The sequence below is a fragment of the Citrobacter sp. Cpo061 genome (genome assembly GCF_030332845.1).
In the GTDB taxonomy this organism is placed as follows: domain Bacteria; phylum Pseudomonadota; class Gammaproteobacteria; order Enterobacterales; family Enterobacteriaceae; genus Citrobacter; species Citrobacter portucalensis.
The window spans coordinates 53,202-69,787 of record NZ_JAOWHB010000013.1 but is presented as its reverse complement, the minus strand read 5'-3'; the positions used below and the strand labels follow the sequence as shown (position 1 = coordinate 69,787).

The window sequence follows — 16,586 nt, the reverse complement described above, 5'->3', positions numbered from 1 at the left end:
TAGCCGCATCCGGCGAAGGGTGTGCCTGATGCGCTACGCTTATCAGGCCTACAAGATCGGGAATAGTGATGTAGGCCGGATAGGGCGTCAGCTGCATCCGGCGAAGGGTGTGCCTGATGCGCTACGCTTATCAGGCCTACAAGACCGGCATACCGATGTAGGCCGGATAAGGCGTTAGCCGCATCCGGCGAAGGGTGGGCCAAATGCCGCGCAACTGGCTGCAAGAAATTATTCATCGTGTAATTTGCGAGCGACATTCCTGAACGAATCCATCCCTCTTGTCGATTCCCTCTTTTCTCCATACGGTTGAGGAAAGGGGGAAACATGTCCAACTATCGACGAAATTACATCAATGGGGGAACCTGGTTTTTTACGGTAAATCTGCAGGACCGTCGAAGCCACCTTCTGACAGACAACATTCACGCGCTTCGGTGTGCAATCGCTGCGGTCAAAAAGGTTAGGCCTTTTCGCATCAATGCGTGGGTCGTTTTACCCGAGCATATGCATTGCATGTGGACGTTACCTGGCAATGATGCGGATTATTCCTCTCGCTGGCGGGAAATTAAGAAGCATTTCACCCACTCATTGTCTTCCCGACATATCTGGCAATCTCGCTTTTGGGAGCACACCATCCGTGATGAACATGATTATCGCCAGCATGTTGATTATATTTACATTAACCCTGTGAAGCACGGCTGGGTAAAACAGGTACAGGACTGGCCTTTTTCAACATTTCATCGTGATGTGAGGCACGGTTTGTACCCGCAAGATTGGGCAGGTGAAATCATGGATTTTAATGCGGGTGAACGTGCCTGATGCGCTACGCTTATCAGGCCTACAACACCGGCATACCGATGTAGGCCGGATAAGGCGTTAGCCGCATCCGGCATTTTACGACGCTTGCGGTAGCCAAAACCCTTCACAGCATTTGAGCCACGCCTGGGCGCTGTGCGACAGATACACGCCTTCGCGCCAAATCATGCCCAACTGCCAGCGTAAGTCACTCTCCAGAGGGATCCAGCGCAACGTTTGCTTATCCAGCCGCTGGCAAATCGGCTCCGGTAAAATGGCAATCCCGACCCCGGCTTGTACCATTGCCGCCAGAAAATCCCACTGCCCGCTGCGCACCGCGATGCGGGGTTTGACGTTGTGTTGGCTAAACAGCTCAAGCAATTGGCGGCTCAACGCGAAATCTTCGTTGTAGATAAGCAGCGGATGTTCCGCCAGCGCCTCGGGGGAAATGGATTCGCACGTTGTCCACTGACCGGAGCGAGGAACCAACACGCAGAGTGGATGGCTAAAAAGCGGTAAGGTTGCCAGACCGCTCTCTTCTTCAACTGGCAGCGCGGTCATCGCGACATCCAGGTCACCGTTCATTACCGCCTGCTGAACGGTTAAGCCGCCAAATTCAGAGACCTTCAGCTCAACGCCGGGATAGCGCTGGCGAAACAGGCCGATCGGCCCAGCCATTAACATCCCCACCATGGGCGGGATACCGAGGCGCAGCACGCCCTTGTTGAGGTGATTTATGTCACTGAGTTCCGCTTCAAGCTGGCGAAACTCGGCAAGGATCGCCAGGCCGCGTTCGAAAACGACCTGCCCGGTGTCGGTTAACAGCAGTCGCCGACCGTCGCGGATTAACAGCGTGCAGTTAAGCTCGTCTTCAAGGTTCTTCAACATCTTGCTGATGGTGGGCTGGGTGACAAAAAGCTTCTCCGCTGCGCGGGTAAAGCTCTGCTGACGAACCACCTCAACAAAATATCGCAGCGTTCTGATATCCATGATTATTCCTTAAGACTATGCCTGCAATGAGTTTAATTCATTTCAGTCCTGGACGGGGGCTCTCTATACTGGCGCTCTCTATTTTTTAAGGACATACCCTCATGGCTGTGGCGATAAGCCGCGTGACGCCTGCTGTTATTCATCGACTCCAGATTCCCGTTCAGGTTCTGTTGTATGCAGGTCTCTTTGTATTTGCTCAATATCTTGTCTCCTGGCTGCATCTGCCGCTTCCTGCCAACCTGGTTGGGATGGTGCTGATGCTGGCGTTAATTGTCTGTCGGGTTATCCCGCTGAACTGGATTCGCGCAGGTGCTCGCTGGTTACTGGCTGAAATGCTGCTGTTTTTTGTTCCGGCGGTGGTCGCCGTTGTGAACTACACGCAGCTGTTGCTGGTTGATGGCTGGCGTATATTTGCCGTGATTGCGATCAGTACGCTGATGGTGCTCGGCGCAACGGCGTGGGTGGTGGATAAAGTGTATCGCTATGAAATGCGCAGGCTAAACCGTGAGTAATTTCCAGTTAAGCGTGTTGTGTCTGGTGATTACGCTGGGTATCTACTTTGCCAATAAGCGCCTGTATCGCCGTTTTCGTAAATTACCCCTAATGCCATTAGTTCTCACCCCGGCCCTGCTGGTGCTGATGCTGGTTTTCGGCCATATCTCCTGGCAAAACTATATCGGTGAATCGCACTGGTTGCTGTGGTTGTTAGGCCCAGCGACCATCGCGTTTGCCGTTCCGGTGTATGACAACCTTGCCGTGATTAGGTGTCACTGGATGTCGCTGACGGCGGGCGTGGTAACGGCAACGCTGGTGGCCGTCACCAGTTCTGTATGGCTGGCGCGCCTGTTTATGTTGCCTGATGAGATCCAACGCAGTCTGGCGGTGCGCTCCGTCACCACACCGTTTGCGCTGGCGGCGGCAGAACCGTTGGGCGGGCAGCCGGACCTGGTGGCATTGTTCGTGGTGGTGACCGGCGTATTTGGTATGGCGGTCGGCGATGTGCTGTTTTTACGGCTTTCCATTCGTGAAGGGATGGCGAAAGGCGCAGGATTTGGCGCAGCATCGCACGGCGCAGGCACGGCACGCTCTTATGAACTCGGTCAGCAGGAAGGGGTCGTTGCCAGCCTGGTGATGATGCTTTCCGGCGTGGTAATGGTGCTGGTGGCACCGCTGGTGGCGAGGCTGATGTTCTGAGAAAGGATGTAATCCTCCGGCCCGAAAGCCGGAGGAGAAGGGAAGTTAGTGCGCGCGACCTTGTTCTACGCCGTACCCGGTCTGGGAACGGATGAACTGAGCACGGAACTGCTCGCGTTCGCGGTTGCCTTCTTCTGAGTTGTCGGTGGCAGAGAAGAACCAGATCCCGAGGAATGCTACGCTGATGGAGAACAGCGCCGGATACTCATACGGGAAAATGGCTTTTTCGTGACCGAGGATCTGGACCCAAATCGTTGGACCAAGAATCATCAGCACGACTGCCGTCAGCAGGCCTAACCAGCCACCCAACATTGCGCCACGCGTGGTCAGTTTCGACCAGTACATAGAGAGCAGAATGATGGGGAAGTTACAGCTGGCCGCGATGGCGAACGCCAGGCCGACCATGAAGGCGATGTTCTGGTTTTCGAACAGCACGCCGAGCACGATGGCAATCACGCCCAGCACCAGCACGGTGATTTTCGAAACCCGCAGCTCTTCACGTTCGGTGGCGCCTTTGCGGAACACGTTGGCGTACAGGTCGTGAGACACTGCCGATGCGCCCGCCAGCGTCAGACCGGCAACCACCGCCAGAATGGTGGCAAACGCCACGGCTGAGATGAAGCCGAGGAACAGGTTACCGCCCACCGCATTCGCCAGGTGAACCGCCGCCATGTTATTACCGCCAATCAGCGCGCCCGCAGCATCTTTGTACGCCGGATTAGCACCTACCAGCATGATTGCGCCAAAGCCGATGATAAAGGTCAGGATATAGAAATAACCCATAAAACCGGTGGCGTAGAACACGCTCTTACGTGCTTCACGGGCATCGCTTACCGTGAAGAAGCGCATCAGGATGTGCGGCAAGCCCGCCGTACCAAACATCAGGCCGAGACCTAACGACAGTGCGGAGATTGGGTCTTTTACCAACCCGCCCGGGCTCATAATGGCTGAACCTTTCGGGTGTACCGCCATCGCTTCGGTGAACAGATTATTGAAGCTAAAGCCGACGTGCTTCATCACCATAAAGGCCATAAAGCTGGCACCGAACAGCAACAGTACGGCTTTGATGATCTGTACCCAGGTGGTCGCCAACATGCCGCCAAACAAAACGTACATCATCATCAGCACGCCAACCAGTACGACAGCGATGTGATAGTTCAGACCAAACAGCAGCTCAATCAGCTTACCTGCACCAACCATCTGCGCGATCAGATACAGCGCAACCACCACCAGGGAACCACAGGCGGACAGAATACGGATTGGCCCTTGCTTCAGACGATAAGACGCAACGTCTGCAAAGGTGTAACGACCCAGGTTACGCAAACGCTCAGCAATCAGGAACAGAATAATTGGCCAGCCGACCAGGAAGCCGAGTGAATAGATCAGCCCGTCATAACCGGAGGTAAAGACCAGCGCGGAAATCCCGAGGAACGATGCCGCCGACATATAGTCGCCCGCAATCGCCAGCCCGTTCTGGAAACCGGTGATGTTACCGCCAGCGGTGTAGTAGTCATTACGCGAACGTACGCGCTTTGACGCCCAGTAGGTAATGCCGAGCGTAAAGATGACGAAAATCAGGAACATGATAATCGCCTGCCAGTTGGTTGGCTGGCGTTGGACTGCACCGCTAATAGCATCCGCCGCGTTTGCGGCGAAGGGCAGCGTGGCGGCAAGCGCCGTCAGGACTCTCTTCATGATGCTTTAACCTCGTGCAAAACCGCATTGTTCAGGCGATCGAATTCACCGTTTGCCCGCCAGATGTAGATCCCGGTCAGGATGAAGGAGATAAGGATCACACCGACCCCAATCGGAATACCGCGGGTGACGCTGGTTCCCGCGTGTAGCGGAGTACCCAGCCAGCCCGGCGCAAAGGCAATCAATAATATAAAGCTGATATAAACTGCCAGCATGATGATGGACAGAATGGTGGCAAACCGTTGCCGTTTTTCTACTAACTCCCTGAAACGCGCACTGTCTTCTATCCGCTGATAAATTTGGTCATTCATCACAGAGCTCTCCAGAGGTCCCCCTGCGTCTTTCGTGCTACAGGTTCGTTGGCCGCACTCGCCCACCCCAGTCACATAGTGAACTATGCTCTTGGGGATGTGCTCGCTTGCCGCCTTCCTGTAACACGAAATCCTTTGGGGGAGGTTTTTTATATTTCCCTCCCGGTGAAGAGAGGGTAGGGTCAGATTTGTAGGCCGGATAAGACGCTTTCGCGTCGCCATCCGGCATTTTCAGGACTTTGTTATGATGGCATCGCGATGGCCTGCTTCTCTTCGAGCAGTTTCTCCACGACGCCAGGATCGGCGAGGGTCGAGGTATCGCCCAGATTGCTGGTATCGCCCGCCGCGATTTTGCGCAGGATGCGGCGCATGATTTTGCCGGAGCGGGTTTTCGGCAGTGAGTCGGTCCAGTGCAGCACGTCTGGCGTTGCCAGCGGGCCAATTTCTTTACGCACCCAGTTGCGAACTTCGGCGTACAACTCAGGTGACGGCTCTTCACCGTGATTCAGCGTGACGTAGGCGTAGATCGCCTGGCCTTTAATATTATGCGGAATTCCCACCACCGCGGCTTCGGCAATCTTCGGATGCGACACCAGCGCCGATTCGATTTCAGCCGTTCCCAGACGGTGGCCAGAGACGTTCAGCACATCGTCCACACGTCCGGTGATCCAGTAATAGCCATCTTCGTCACGGCGCGCGCCGTCGCCGCTGAAGTACATATTCTTGAAGGTAGAGAAGTAGGTTTGCTCAAAGCGTTCGTGATCGCCAAACAGCGTTCTCGCCTGGCCTGGCCACGAGTCGGTAATCACCAGGTTACCTTCCGTCGCGCCTTCCAGTGGATTACCTTCGTTATCGACAATCGCAGGCTGTACGCCAAAGAATGGACGGGTTGCAGAACCAGCTTTCAGCTCGGTAGCGCCCGGCAGTGGGGTGATCATGAATCCCCCGGTTTCGGTCTGCCACCAGGTATCGACGACCGGGCATTTTTCGTTGCCGATCTTCTTCCAGTACCACTCCCACGCTTCCGGGTTGATCGGCTCGCCAACGGAACCCAGGATACGCAGCGACGAACGGTCAGTACCTTCAATCGCTTTGTCGCCTTCTGCCATCAGTGCGCGAATGGCGGTCGGTGCGGTATACAGAATATTGACCTGGTGCTTGTCCACAACCTGCGACATACGCGCAGGCGTTGGCCAGTTTGGTACGCCTTCGAACATCAGCGTGGTTGCGCCGCAGGCCAGCGGGCCGTACAGCAGGTAGCTGTGTCCGGTTACCCAACCCACGTCAGCGGTACACCAATAGATATCGCCCTGATGGTAATCAAACACGTACTTAAAGGTGGTTGCAGCGTAGACCAGATACCCGCCGGTGGTGTGCAGCACGCCTTTCGGCTTGCCGGTTGAACCGGAGGTATACAGGATAAACAGCGGATCTTCCGCGTTCATCTCTTCCGGTTGGTGTTCTGAGCTGGCTTTCTCGATAAGATCGGACCACCACAGGTCACGGCCTTCCTGCCACTCCGTTTTGCCACCGGTACGTTTGAGGACGACCACATGTTCAACGGTTTTCACATTTGGATTTTTCAGCGCATCATCCACGTTCTTTTTCAGTGGGATAGCGCGTCCGGCGCGAACGCCTTCGTCGGCGGTGATCACCAGGCGTGAATTGGAGTCGATAATACGTCCGGCGACGGCTTCCGGTGAGAAACCACCGAAGATGACAGAATGCACGGCCCCAATGCGGGCACAGGCCAGCATGGCAACCGCAGCTTCTGGCACCATCGGCATATAAATGGCCACCACGTCACCTTTTTTAATGCCTAAATCCAGTAGCGTATTGGCGAAACGGCAGACATCGCGATGCAACTCGCGATAGGTAATGTTTTTGCTTTGGGTAGCGTCATCGCCTTCCCAGATAATGGCGGTACGATCGCCGTTTGCCTGCAGATGGCGGTCAAGGCAGTTTGCGGCCAGGTTCAGGGTGCCGTCTTCGTACCATTTAATAGACACGTTGCCTGGTGCGAAGGAGGTGTTCTTCACCTGGCTGTACGGCTTGATCCAATCAAGAATCTTTCCCTGCTCGCCCCAAAATGTGTCGGGTTCGTTAACGGATTGCTGGTATTTCTCTGCGTACTGCTCCGGATTTATCAGGCAACGATCCGCAATGTTTGCGGGAATAGCGTGTTTATGTATTTGGCTCATGGCTTTTGTTCTCCTTGTAGGATGTTAATAATATGTCTCATAAACGTTAAATGTAGGGGCTTTGAGAGTTTTGTTTAGTATTTGCGCGGCAGATCACGCAATAAACGAATTGTGCAAATTAGCGACAAACTGAATTTTGAAGGGAACTAGCAAAAATTGATTAAATCTCGCGATAACATGCAGTTATCTAAAGGATTGTTGAAAAGGTGATCTGTCTCTGAATTAGACAAAAGAGTGAGAGATTAGAGGGGTGTTATAACTCTAAAGTGGTATTTTACATACACTTACAATTGATTAAAAACAACATTTTCAGTGTGGTTTCTTGTTACAAATAGGGTGGAGCAATGTCATGACAGTATTCGTGTGGTTGCTGTTGTGGAAAACAATAAAAGAACCGCCATTGCAGATAATGGCGTCATCTGGATGAGACCCCTATGGCAAGGATAAAATCACGCGTACGCCGTTTCTTCAGCCTGTTATTACCTTTATTATTTATTTCTGCTGTTCACGCTGAACAAACTTCTGTACCTGCAAAAACCGTCACCGTTGAAGCGAAGAATGAAACCTTCGCACCTCAGCATCCCGATCAATATCTCTCCTGGAAAGCCACGTCTGAGCAATCAGCCCGTGAAGATGCACTGGCAGAAGATCCGCGTCTGGTGATCCTGTGGGCGGGATACCCATTCTCGCGCGATTACAACAAACCGCGGGGACACGCGTATGCCGTGACCGATGTCCGTGAAACCTTACGTACCGGCGCACCAAAAACGGCAGAAGATGGTCCGTTGCCGATGGCCTGCTGGAGCTGTAAAAGCCCGGACGTAGCGCGTCTTATCCAGAAAGACGGTGAAGATGGCTACTTCCACGGTAAATGGGCGCGCGGCGGTCCGGAAATTGTTAACAACCTCGGTTGTGCGGATTGCCATAATACCGCACAACCAGACTTCGCCAAAGGCAAGCCAGAACTGACCCTGTCGCGTCCTTATGCAGAACGCGCGATGGAAGCCATCGGTAAACCGTTTGAGAAAGCCGGTCGCTTTGACCAGCAATCCATGGTCTGCGGCCAGTGCCACGTGGAATACTACTTCGACGGTAAAAACAAAGCCGTTAAGTTCCCGTGGGACGACGGCATGAAAGTCGAGAACATGGAGAAATACTACGACAACATTGCTTTCTCTGACTGGACCAACTCTCTGTCTAAAACGCCGATGCTGAAAGCGCAGCACCCGGAGTATGAAACCTGGAGCGCGGGCATTCACGGCAAGAACAACGTGACCTGTATCGACTGTCACATGCCGAAAGTGCAAAACGCGGAAGGCAAGATCTATACCGACCATAAGATTGGTAACCCGTTCGACAACTTCCCTCAGACCTGCGCGAACTGCCACACCCAGGACAAAGCGTCCCTGCAAAAAGTGGTCGCCGAGCGTAAACAGGCTATTCATGACCTGAAAATCAAAGTTGAAGATCAGCTGGTTCGTGCGCACTTCGAAGCGAAAGCCGCATGGGATGCGGGCGCGACTGAAGCGGAAATGAAGCCGATTCTGGAAGATATCCGTCACGCACAATGGCGTTGGGACCTGTCTATCGCCTCACACGGCATTCATATGCACGCCCCGGAAGAAGGCCTGCGGATGCTGGGTAGCGCAATGGATAAAGCCGCCGACGCGCGTACCAAACTGGTCCGTCTGCTGGCGACCAAAGGCATCACGCATGAAATTCCGTTGCCGGATATCTCGACCAAAGAGAAAGCCCAGGCGGCGATTGGTCTCAACATGCAGCAAATCAATGCTGAGAAGCAGGACTTCATCAAAACGGTGATTCCACAGTGGGAAGATCAGGCACGTAAAAACGGTCTGTTAAGCCAATAACCCCATTCCGCCCCGCAAGGGGCGGATAACTCAACGGAGTGAATATGAGCGTATTACGTTCGTTATTAACTGCTGGGGTGCTGGCGTCAGGCTTGTTATGGAGCCTGAGTGGAATCACTGCCACGCCAACGCCGCAGGAGTCGGATCAACGCTGGACGGTTACCCAACAGCGTAATCCGGATGCCGCCTGTCTGGACTGTCACAAGCCGGATACCGAAGGCATGCATGGTAAGCATGCGGAAGTCATCAACCCGAATAACAAACTGCCGGTCACCTGCACCAACTGTCACGGCCAGCCGTCACCGAACCACCGTGAAGGGGTGAAAGATGTGATGCGCTTTAATGAGCCGATGTACAACGTGGAGCAGCAGAACAGCGTCTGTATGTCCTGTCACCTGCCTGAGCAACTGCAAAAAGCGTTCTGGCCGCACGATGTCCACGTAACCAAAGTGGCGTGTGCCAGCTGTCACTCACTGCATCCGAAGCAAGACACGATGCAAACGCTGAGCGATAAAGGACGGATCAAGATTTGCGTCGATTGCCACAGCGATCAGCGTAACAATCCGAACTTTAACCCGGCGTCGATTCCGTTGCTTAAGGAGCATCCATGAGTTGCTCTCGTCGCCAGTTTATCACCGGCGTCGGCGCGCTGGTGGCAGTGAGCGGGACGGCGGGGCGCGTTGTGGCGAAGACACTGAACATCAACGGCGTGCGTTACGGTATGGTACATGATGAGTCATTATGCATCGGCTGTACGGCCTGTATGGATGCTTGTCGCGAAGTCAACAACGTGCCGGAAGGCGTATCGCGTCTGACGATTATTCGCAGTGAGCCGCAGGGGACGTTTCCTGATGTGAAGTATCGCTTCTTCCGTCACTCGTGCCAGCACTGCGACCACGCTCCCTGCGTTGACGTCTGCCCGACGGGGGCATCGTATCGTGATGCCGCCAGCGGCATTGTGGATGTGAACCCGGACCTTTGCGTTGGCTGCCAGTACTGCATTGCCGCGTGTCCTTATCGCGTGCGCTTTATCCATCCGGTGAGCAAAACGGCGGATAAATGCGATTTCTGCCGGAAAACCAACCTGAAAGCGGGCAAACAGCCCGCCTGCGTTGAGTCATGTCCGACGAAGGCGCTGACGTTTGGTAATCTGGACGATCCCAACAGTGATATCTCCCGTTTGTTGCAGCAGAAAACGACCTACCGTTACAAGCTGGCGTTGGGTACAAAACCGAAGGTCTACCGCGTTCCCTTTAAATTTGGGGAGGTGAGCCAATGACATCCGCTTCTGCATTTCATTTTGAATCACTGGTGTGGGACTGGCCCATTGCCATCTATCTGTTCCTGATAGGTATCTCTGCCGGACTGGTCACGCTGGCGATTCTGCTGCGTCGCTTCCATCCGGAGGCGGGCGGTTCGGACAGCACGCTGCTGCGCACTACGCTGGTGTTAGGGCCGGGGGCGATTATCCTCGGTCTGTTGATTCTGGTGTTCCACCTGACGCGTCCATGGACCTTCTGGAAACTGATGTTCCACTACAGCTTCACTTCGGTGATGTCGATGGGGGTCATGCTGTTCCAGTTGTACATGGTGGTGTTAGTGCTGTGGCTGGCAAAAATCTTTGAAAAAGAGGTAATTGCTCTGCAACAGCGCTGGCTGCCGCGGTTAGGTATCGTGCAGAAAGTATTGACGCTGATCGCGCCTTTCCATCGTGCGCTTGAGACGTTAATGCTGGTGCTGGCGGTCCTGCTCGGGGCGTACACCGGTTTTCTGCTGTCGGCGCTGAAATCTTACCCGTTCCTGAATAACCCGATCCTGCCGGTGCTGTTCCTGTTCTCTGGGATCTCCTCCGGCGCCGCGGTGGCGCTGATCGCCATGGCGTTACGCCATCGTAGCAATCCGCACAGTACCGAAGCGCACTTTGTGCATCGTATGGAAGTCCCGGTGGTATGGCTGGAGATCTTCCTGCTGGCGGCGTTCTTCGTCGGTCTGGCGCTGGGCGATGACGGCAAAATGCGCGCGCTGGCGGCGGCACTGGGCGGTGGATTCTGGACCTGGTGGTTCTGGCTTGGCGTGGCTGGGCTTGGGCTGATACTGCCGATGCTGCTAAAACCCTGGGCCAACCGCAGTTCGACGTTTCATGGCGTGCTGGCAGTCTGCGGCGCCAGCCTGACCGGCGTACTGCTGCTGCGTTTTTTTATACTCTATGCGGGTCAGCTAACCGTTGCGTAAGGTGATATCTGGACGTTCTCCTTCCTGAAGCCGGTTTTCTGGCGCTGTTATTAAGCCTTGGGGTCAACGTGTTGACCCCGCTTGCCGTGCTGGTGGGTGTCCGCCAGCGCTGGCAAGGGGTGATGCGGCTTGCAACGGTGGGCGTGTGGGCGCAATTTACCCTGCTACTGCTGGCTTTTGCCATTCTGGTATTCTGCTTTTTGACCAGCGACTTTTCGGTGGTCTACGTTGCTCAGCACAGCTACAGCCTGCTGCCGTGGGGATTAAAACTGGCGGCGGTGTGGGGCGGTCATGAAGGATCGCTGCTGCTGTGGGTGCTGTTTCTTTCCGGCTGGAGCGCGCTGTTCGCTTTACGCTATCGGCGTGATACCGACGCGCTGTTTCCGATGACGCTCAGCGTCCTCTCAATGATTACAGCCCTGCTGCTACTGTTTGTGGTGGTATGGTCCGATCCGTTTGTGCGTATCTTCCCGCCAGCCATTGAAGGGCGCGACCTTAACCCGATGCTGCAACATCTCGGGTTAATCCTCCATCCACCTCTGCTGTATCTGGGTTACGGTGGTTTGATGGTGGCGGCAGGCGTGGCGCTGGCCTCGCTGCTACGTGGTGACTTTAATACGCAGAGCGCCTGGGTGTGCTGGCGCTGGGCGCTGCCCGGCTGGTGCGCGCTGACGCTGGGGATTATCCTCGGCTCCTGGTGGGCCTACTGCGAGCTGGGCTGGGGCGGCTGGTGGTTCTGGGACCCGGTTGAAAATGCCTCCTTATTACCCTGGCTTTCCGCCAGCGCGCTGCTGCATAGCCTGTATATCACGCGCCAGCGCGGAATCTTCCGCCACTGGTCGCTGTTGCTGGCGATCGTCACGCTGATTTTATCGCTGCTTGGGACGCTGATTGTACGTTCCGGTATTCTCGTTTCGGTGCATGCTTTCGCGTTGGATAACGTCCGCGCCGCGCCGCTGTTTGCGCTGTTTACCGTGTTGAGTCTGGCGTCGCTCGGGCTGTACGCCTGGCGGGGCCAGCAAGTCCGGCAGAATGCGCGTTTTGGCGGTTGGTCACGCGAGATGCTGATTCTGGTTGCGCTACTGCTCTTTAGTGCGGTGCTGCTGATTGTGTTGATTGGCACGCTCTACCCGATGATTTACGGGCTGTTCGGCTGGGGACGGCTCTCCGTAGGCGCACCGTACTTTAATCGCGCTACGCTGCCCTTTGGCCTGCTGATGCTGCTGGTTATCGTGCTGGCAACGGTCAGAAGCCGCAACGTGTCTTTCCGCATCCAGCTTCCGGCACTGCTGGCGCATGCCGGGGTGCTGGTGTTTGCGGCGGGGATCGTCTTTTCCAGCGGTAGCCGTCAGGAGATAAGCCTGAACCTGAGCCCTGGGCAGCAGGTTGAACTGGCGGGTTACATTTTCCGTTTTGAGCGTCTCGACCTGGAAGCCAAAGGTAACTACACCAGTGAAAAAGCGCAGATCACGCTGTGGCACAATGAGAAACGTATTGGCAGCCTGCAACCCGAAAGGCGCTTCTATGCCGCGCGCCGTCAACAGATGATGGAGCCGGGGATCCGCTGGAATCTGATGCATGACTGGTACGCGGTAATGGGTGAAAAAACCGGACCTGACCGCTATGCCATGCGTTTGTACGTGCAGACCGGCGTGCGCTGGATTTGGGGTGGGGGACTATTAATGGTCCTTGGCGCGCTGCTGAGCGCATGGCGAGGAAGGAAGCATCCAGAGTTTTTGCCTGATGGCGCTGCGCTTATCAGGTCTACGAGTGAAAAGCAGGGTAGGACGGATAAGGCGTTCACGCCGCCATCCGGCAAAACGATGTTACTTGTGGCTTTACTGATTTTTCTACCTTTTACCACCCATGCCCAGGTTGTGGATACCTGGCGCTTTGAAAATCCGCAACAGCAGGAACAAGCGCTGTCCATTGCCAGCCAGCTTCGCTGCCCGCAGTGTCAGAACCAAAACCTACTGGAATCCAATGCGCCGGTAGCGGTCAGTATGCGCCATCAGGTTTATAGCATGGTGGCGGAAGGGAAAAGCGAAGCCGAGATCACGACATGGATGACCGAGCGTTACGGTGACTTCGTTCGTTATAATCCGCCGCTGAACGAGCAAACGCTGCTGCTGTGGGCGTTACCGTGCCTGTTGTTATTGCTGGTAGGGGTGGTGGTCTGGCGAGTGAGAAGACGTCAGCATACGGAGGAAGGTGAACAATGAACCAGTCCGAACCGCTGTTACGCCCAATGCCTGTGAAGCGGCTGACCGCTGCGGCTGTGCTGATGGTTGTGGCCTGCATTGGAGGCTACTTGTTGACGCCAAAATGGCAGGCGGTTCGTCAGGAGCAAACGAGACTGGCAGACCCTTTACATGCTTTCTCCGATGAAAATGTTCAGGAAAAACAGTTGCTTTTGCTGCAATCGCAGATTCGCGCTAATCCCCAGGACGGCGTGAAATGGGCGCAACTCGGGGAGTACTATCTTTGGCAAAACGCGTATCATAATGCGCTGCTGGCCTACGAACAGGCGCTGCGTGTCGGCGGTGAAAATGCTGAGATCTATTCAGCGATGGCAACGGTATTGTATTACCAGGCCGGACAACATATGACGCCGCCCACTCGCGAGATGATTGATAAGGCTCTGGCGCTGGACCCGGCAGAGGTCACCGCGCTGATGCTGTTAGCCTCAGATGCGTTTATGCAGGCAGACTACGCCCAGGCTATTTCAGTGTGGCAAAAGGTTATGGATTTAAACTCGCCTAGGGTGAACCGGGCACAGCTCGTTGACTCTATTAATATGGCGAAGTTATTGCAGAATCGGCAAAAATAAATTTGTTTTTTTTGTGATTTGTATCATTTGGCCTGTTTAAAAAACAGGCAAACGAACAAATTGGCGAAAAAAACTCACACCATGACTTCTTCATTTTTGAACATATTAAAATTCTTTTATAACAAAAAGTTATTCATCAATACCGCGATAAAATTGCATTTTTATGCATAAAATCAGCCAAAAGCCCTGTTCTTAGAGGGTTGCGCGGAATGCCATGCAGATGATAATGATAATAAGCGTTAAAAAACTCCATAAACGAACGCAACACAATTCATACCCTTTCAGTATGTACTATTCCCACACACCGCATGTGGAATAGCGCTCCATCGAGGAAGTCCGTTGTTATGAAAAATTTGAAAGTCAGCCTGGCATGGCAGATTCTAATCGCCATGGTGCTGGGCATTCTGCTAGGGAGTTACCTGCATTACCATAGTGACAGCCGTGAATGGCTGGTTGTAAACCTGCTGTCACCGGCGGGCGATATCTTTATCCATCTGATCAAAATGATCGTTGTGCCCATTGTCATCTCTACGCTGGTTGTCGGTATCGCCGGAGTCGGTGATGCAAAACAGCTGGGCCGCATTGGCGCCAAAACTATTCTCTATTTCGAAGTGATCACCACCGTGGCGATTATCCTTGGGATCACGCTGGCTAATGTGTTCCAGCCGGGTTCCGGGATTGATATGTCGCAACTGGCGACCGTGGATATTTCGAAATATCAAAGCACGACTGCAGAAGTACAGAGCCACGCGCATGGTTTGATGGGGACAATTTTGTCACTGGTGCCGACCAATATCGTCGCCTCGATGGCAAAAGGCGATATGCTGCCGATTATCTTCTTCTCGGTGCTGTTCGGTTTAGGTTTGTCTTCCTTGCCAGCCACTCATCGCGAACCGCTGGTTACCGTGTTCCGCTCTATTTCCGAAACCATGTTTAAAGTGACCCACATGGTTATGCGCTATGCGCCAGTCGGCGTTTTCGCGCTGATTGCCGTTACCGTCGCGAACTTCGGTTTTGCCTCCCTGTGGCCGCTGGCGAAGCTGGTGCTGTTGGTGCACTTTGCCATCCTGTTCTTCGCGCTGGTGGTGTTGGGGATTGTCGCGCGTATCTGCGGTTTGAGCATCTGGATCCTGATCCGCATTCTGAAAGACGAGTTGATTCTGGCTTACTCTACCGCCAGCTCCGAGAGCGTACTGCCGCGTATTATCGAGAAGATGGAAGCCTACGGCGCACCGGCGTCAATCACCAGCTTTGTGGTGCCGACCGGCTACTCATTCAACCTTGATGGTTCAACGCTGTACCAGAGTATTGCCGCGATCTTTATTGCGCAGCTGTATGGTATCGACCTGTCGCTGTGGCAGGAAATCGTGCTGGTGTTGACGTTGATGGTGACCTCGAAAGGGATTGCGGGCGTGCCGGGCGTATCATTCGTGGTGCTGCTGGCAACGCTTGGCAGCGTGGGGATCCCGCTGGAAGGCCTGGCGTTTATTGCTGGTGTTGACCGTATTCTCGACATGGCGCGTACCGCGCTGAACGTGGTGGGTAACGCACTGGCGGTGCTGGTTATCTCCAAGTGGGAACACAAATTTGACCGCAAAAAAGCGCTGGCCTATGAGCGCGAAGTATTAGGTAAATTTGATAAGACCGCCTTGTAGGCCGGATAAGGCAACGCCGCCATCCGGCAACCTGCTCCGGGTTGCCTGATGGCGCTACGCTTATCAGGCCTACAACGACTACCCGTTGGTTAACTTATCAAACTCTTCGCAGCCGGTATCGAATCCTTCCGTACAGCTCAGATTCAGCCAGTGCAGTGCCTTCTGTTTATTCTTCACGATAAAACCCTGCTCACCGTTTAAGAACATCATTCCGGCCCAGTACTCGGAATAACCTGTGCGGGAAATGGCTGAGCTACGCTTGAAATACCACGTCGCTTTCTCATCGTCTGCGGGAATACCCACGCCGTTGGCGTAAATCAGCCCAAGCAGCATTTGCGCGTCGACAGCGGAATCATTTTCCAGGTCTTCGGAGGCGTTTTGCAGCAAGGTAATGGCTTTGGGGTAATCGGTGTGTCCAGCCTGAGTGTTGACCAGAATACGCGCCAGCGTAATTTCCCCAGTTTTACTGCCTGCCTGGGTCGCTTTTTCCGCCAGCGTTTTGGCCTGGGGGTAATCCAGACTGACCGGATTGGTAATCTTAATTTGTGCCAGCAATGCGTAAGCATCGGCATCACCATTGTCGGCGGCTTTTTGCGCCCAATATTCCGCTTTACCCAAATCGCCTGAGCTAAACCAGGTATCAGCGAGGAAATATTGTGCACGTCGGTCTCCGGACTCGGCGGCTTTCAAAAACTGACTACCGGGCTCTTCGGCATGGACAAAGCATGTCATTAACACCATCAAGGCGAAAAGTCGTTTCATCTTATATTTAGATTTAGTGTAGGGAATGAACAGTATAGAGAGATTATGTGCAT

15 protein-coding genes are annotated in these 16,586 nt (G+C 54.2%); 10 read left to right on the top strand and 5 right to left on the bottom strand.

The genetic code is table 11. The annotated features are described in order from the left end of the window. The first annotated feature begins 324 nt into the window (after positions 1-324). Positions 325-816 (top strand): REP-associated tyrosine transposase, encoded by a 492-nt coding sequence (locus OGX97_RS00915; protein ID WP_235125819.1) that lies wholly within the window; start codon positions 325-327, stop codon positions 814-816. A 75-nt stretch (positions 817-891) separates the two neighbouring features. Here OGX97_RS00915 and OGX97_RS00910 read toward each other — a convergent pair whose 3' ends face one another. Beyond that, complete coding sequence (locus OGX97_RS00910; protein WP_032942105.1) at positions 892-1,782, bottom strand: LysR family transcriptional regulator; 891 nt, start codon at positions 1,780-1,782, stop codon at positions 892-894. Positions 1,783-1,883: 101 nt separating this feature from the next. Between OGX97_RS00910 and OGX97_RS00905 the strand changes: the two genes are divergently transcribed. Both OGX97_RS00905 and OGX97_RS00900 read left to right on the top strand, forming a co-directional pair. Continuing rightward, on the top strand, positions 1,884-2,294 hold the full coding sequence (locus OGX97_RS00905; RefSeq protein WP_003826638.1) for a CidA/LrgA family protein: 411 nt from the start codon (positions 1,884-1,886) through the stop codon (positions 2,292-2,294). Then, entirely contained in the window at positions 2,287-2,976 is a 690-nt protein-coding gene (locus OGX97_RS00900) for an LrgB family protein (RefSeq protein WP_235125817.1), read from the top strand. Before OGX97_RS00905 ends, OGX97_RS00900 begins: the two co-directional genes overlap by 8 nt. A gap of 45 nt (positions 2,977-3,021) precedes the next feature. Here the strand turns inward: OGX97_RS00900 and actP are convergent, their stop codons facing one another. From actP to acs, 3 genes are all read right to left on the bottom strand, one after another. Then, positions 3,022-4,671: a cation/acetate symporter ActP gene (gene actP / locus OGX97_RS00895; RefSeq protein ID WP_008786931.1), complete on the bottom strand. Its 1,650-nt coding sequence runs from the start codon at positions 4,669-4,671 to the stop codon at positions 3,022-3,024. Next, positions 4,668-4,982, bottom strand: a complete 315-nt coding sequence (locus OGX97_RS00890; protein ID WP_003031750.1) for a DUF485 domain-containing protein — start codon at positions 4,980-4,982, stop codon at positions 4,668-4,670. The genes actP and OGX97_RS00890 overlap by 4 nt, the downstream gene beginning before the upstream one ends. 242 nt (positions 4,983-5,224) lie before the next feature. Continuing rightward, a complete protein-coding gene (gene acs, locus OGX97_RS00885; protein ID WP_003826645.1) occupies positions 5,225-7,183 on the bottom strand; it encodes an acetate--CoA ligase in 1,959 nt (652 codons plus the stop codon). A 434-nt stretch (positions 7,184-7,617) separates the two neighbouring features. Here acs and nrfA point away from each other — a divergent pair, with 434 nt between their 5' ends. From nrfA to gltP, 7 genes are all read left to right on the top strand, one after another. Continuing rightward, positions 7,618-9,054: an ammonia-forming nitrite reductase cytochrome c552 subunit gene (gene nrfA, locus OGX97_RS00880; protein ID WP_235125814.1), complete on the top strand. Its 1,437-nt coding sequence runs from the start codon at positions 7,618-7,620 to the stop codon at positions 9,052-9,054. 44 nt (positions 9,055-9,098) lie between these two features. Continuing rightward, positions 9,099-9,665 (top strand): cytochrome c nitrite reductase pentaheme subunit, encoded by a 567-nt coding sequence (gene nrfB, locus OGX97_RS00875; RefSeq protein ID WP_003826649.1) that lies wholly within the window; start codon positions 9,099-9,101, stop codon positions 9,663-9,665. Further along, positions 9,662-10,333: a cytochrome c nitrite reductase Fe-S protein gene (gene nrfC, locus OGX97_RS00870; protein ID WP_003031761.1), complete on the top strand. Its 672-nt coding sequence runs from the start codon at positions 9,662-9,664 to the stop codon at positions 10,331-10,333. The genes nrfB and nrfC overlap by 4 nt, the downstream gene beginning before the upstream one ends. Further along, positions 10,330-11,286: a cytochrome c nitrite reductase subunit NrfD gene (gene nrfD, locus OGX97_RS00865; protein ID WP_032942109.1), complete on the top strand. Its 957-nt coding sequence runs from the start codon at positions 10,330-10,332 to the stop codon at positions 11,284-11,286. Before nrfC ends, nrfD begins: the two co-directional genes overlap by 4 nt. 8 nt (positions 11,287-11,294) lie before the next feature. Further along, on the top strand, positions 11,295-13,508 hold the full coding sequence (gene nrfF, locus OGX97_RS00860; RefSeq protein WP_279851028.1) for a heme lyase NrfEFG subunit NrfF: 2,214 nt from the start codon (positions 11,295-11,297) through the stop codon (positions 13,506-13,508). After that, complete coding sequence (gene nrfG, locus OGX97_RS00855) at positions 13,505-14,116, top strand: heme lyase NrfEFG subunit NrfG (protein ID WP_003826658.1); 612 nt, start codon at positions 13,505-13,507, stop codon at positions 14,114-14,116. The genes nrfF and nrfG overlap by 4 nt, the downstream gene beginning before the upstream one ends. A gap of 344 nt (positions 14,117-14,460) precedes the next feature. Then, complete coding sequence (gltP, locus tag OGX97_RS00850) at positions 14,461-15,771, top strand: glutamate/aspartate:proton symporter GltP (RefSeq protein ID WP_020996087.1); 1,311 nt, start codon at positions 14,461-14,463, stop codon at positions 15,769-15,771. Positions 15,772-15,849: 78 nt separating this feature from the next. Here gltP and yjcO read toward each other — a convergent pair whose 3' ends face one another. Then, complete coding sequence (gene yjcO / locus OGX97_RS00845; RefSeq protein ID WP_032934129.1) at positions 15,850-16,533, bottom strand: Sel1 family TPR-like repeat protein YjcO; 684 nt, start codon at positions 16,531-16,533, stop codon at positions 15,850-15,852. Between the last annotated feature and the right edge of the window lie 53 nt (positions 16,534-16,586).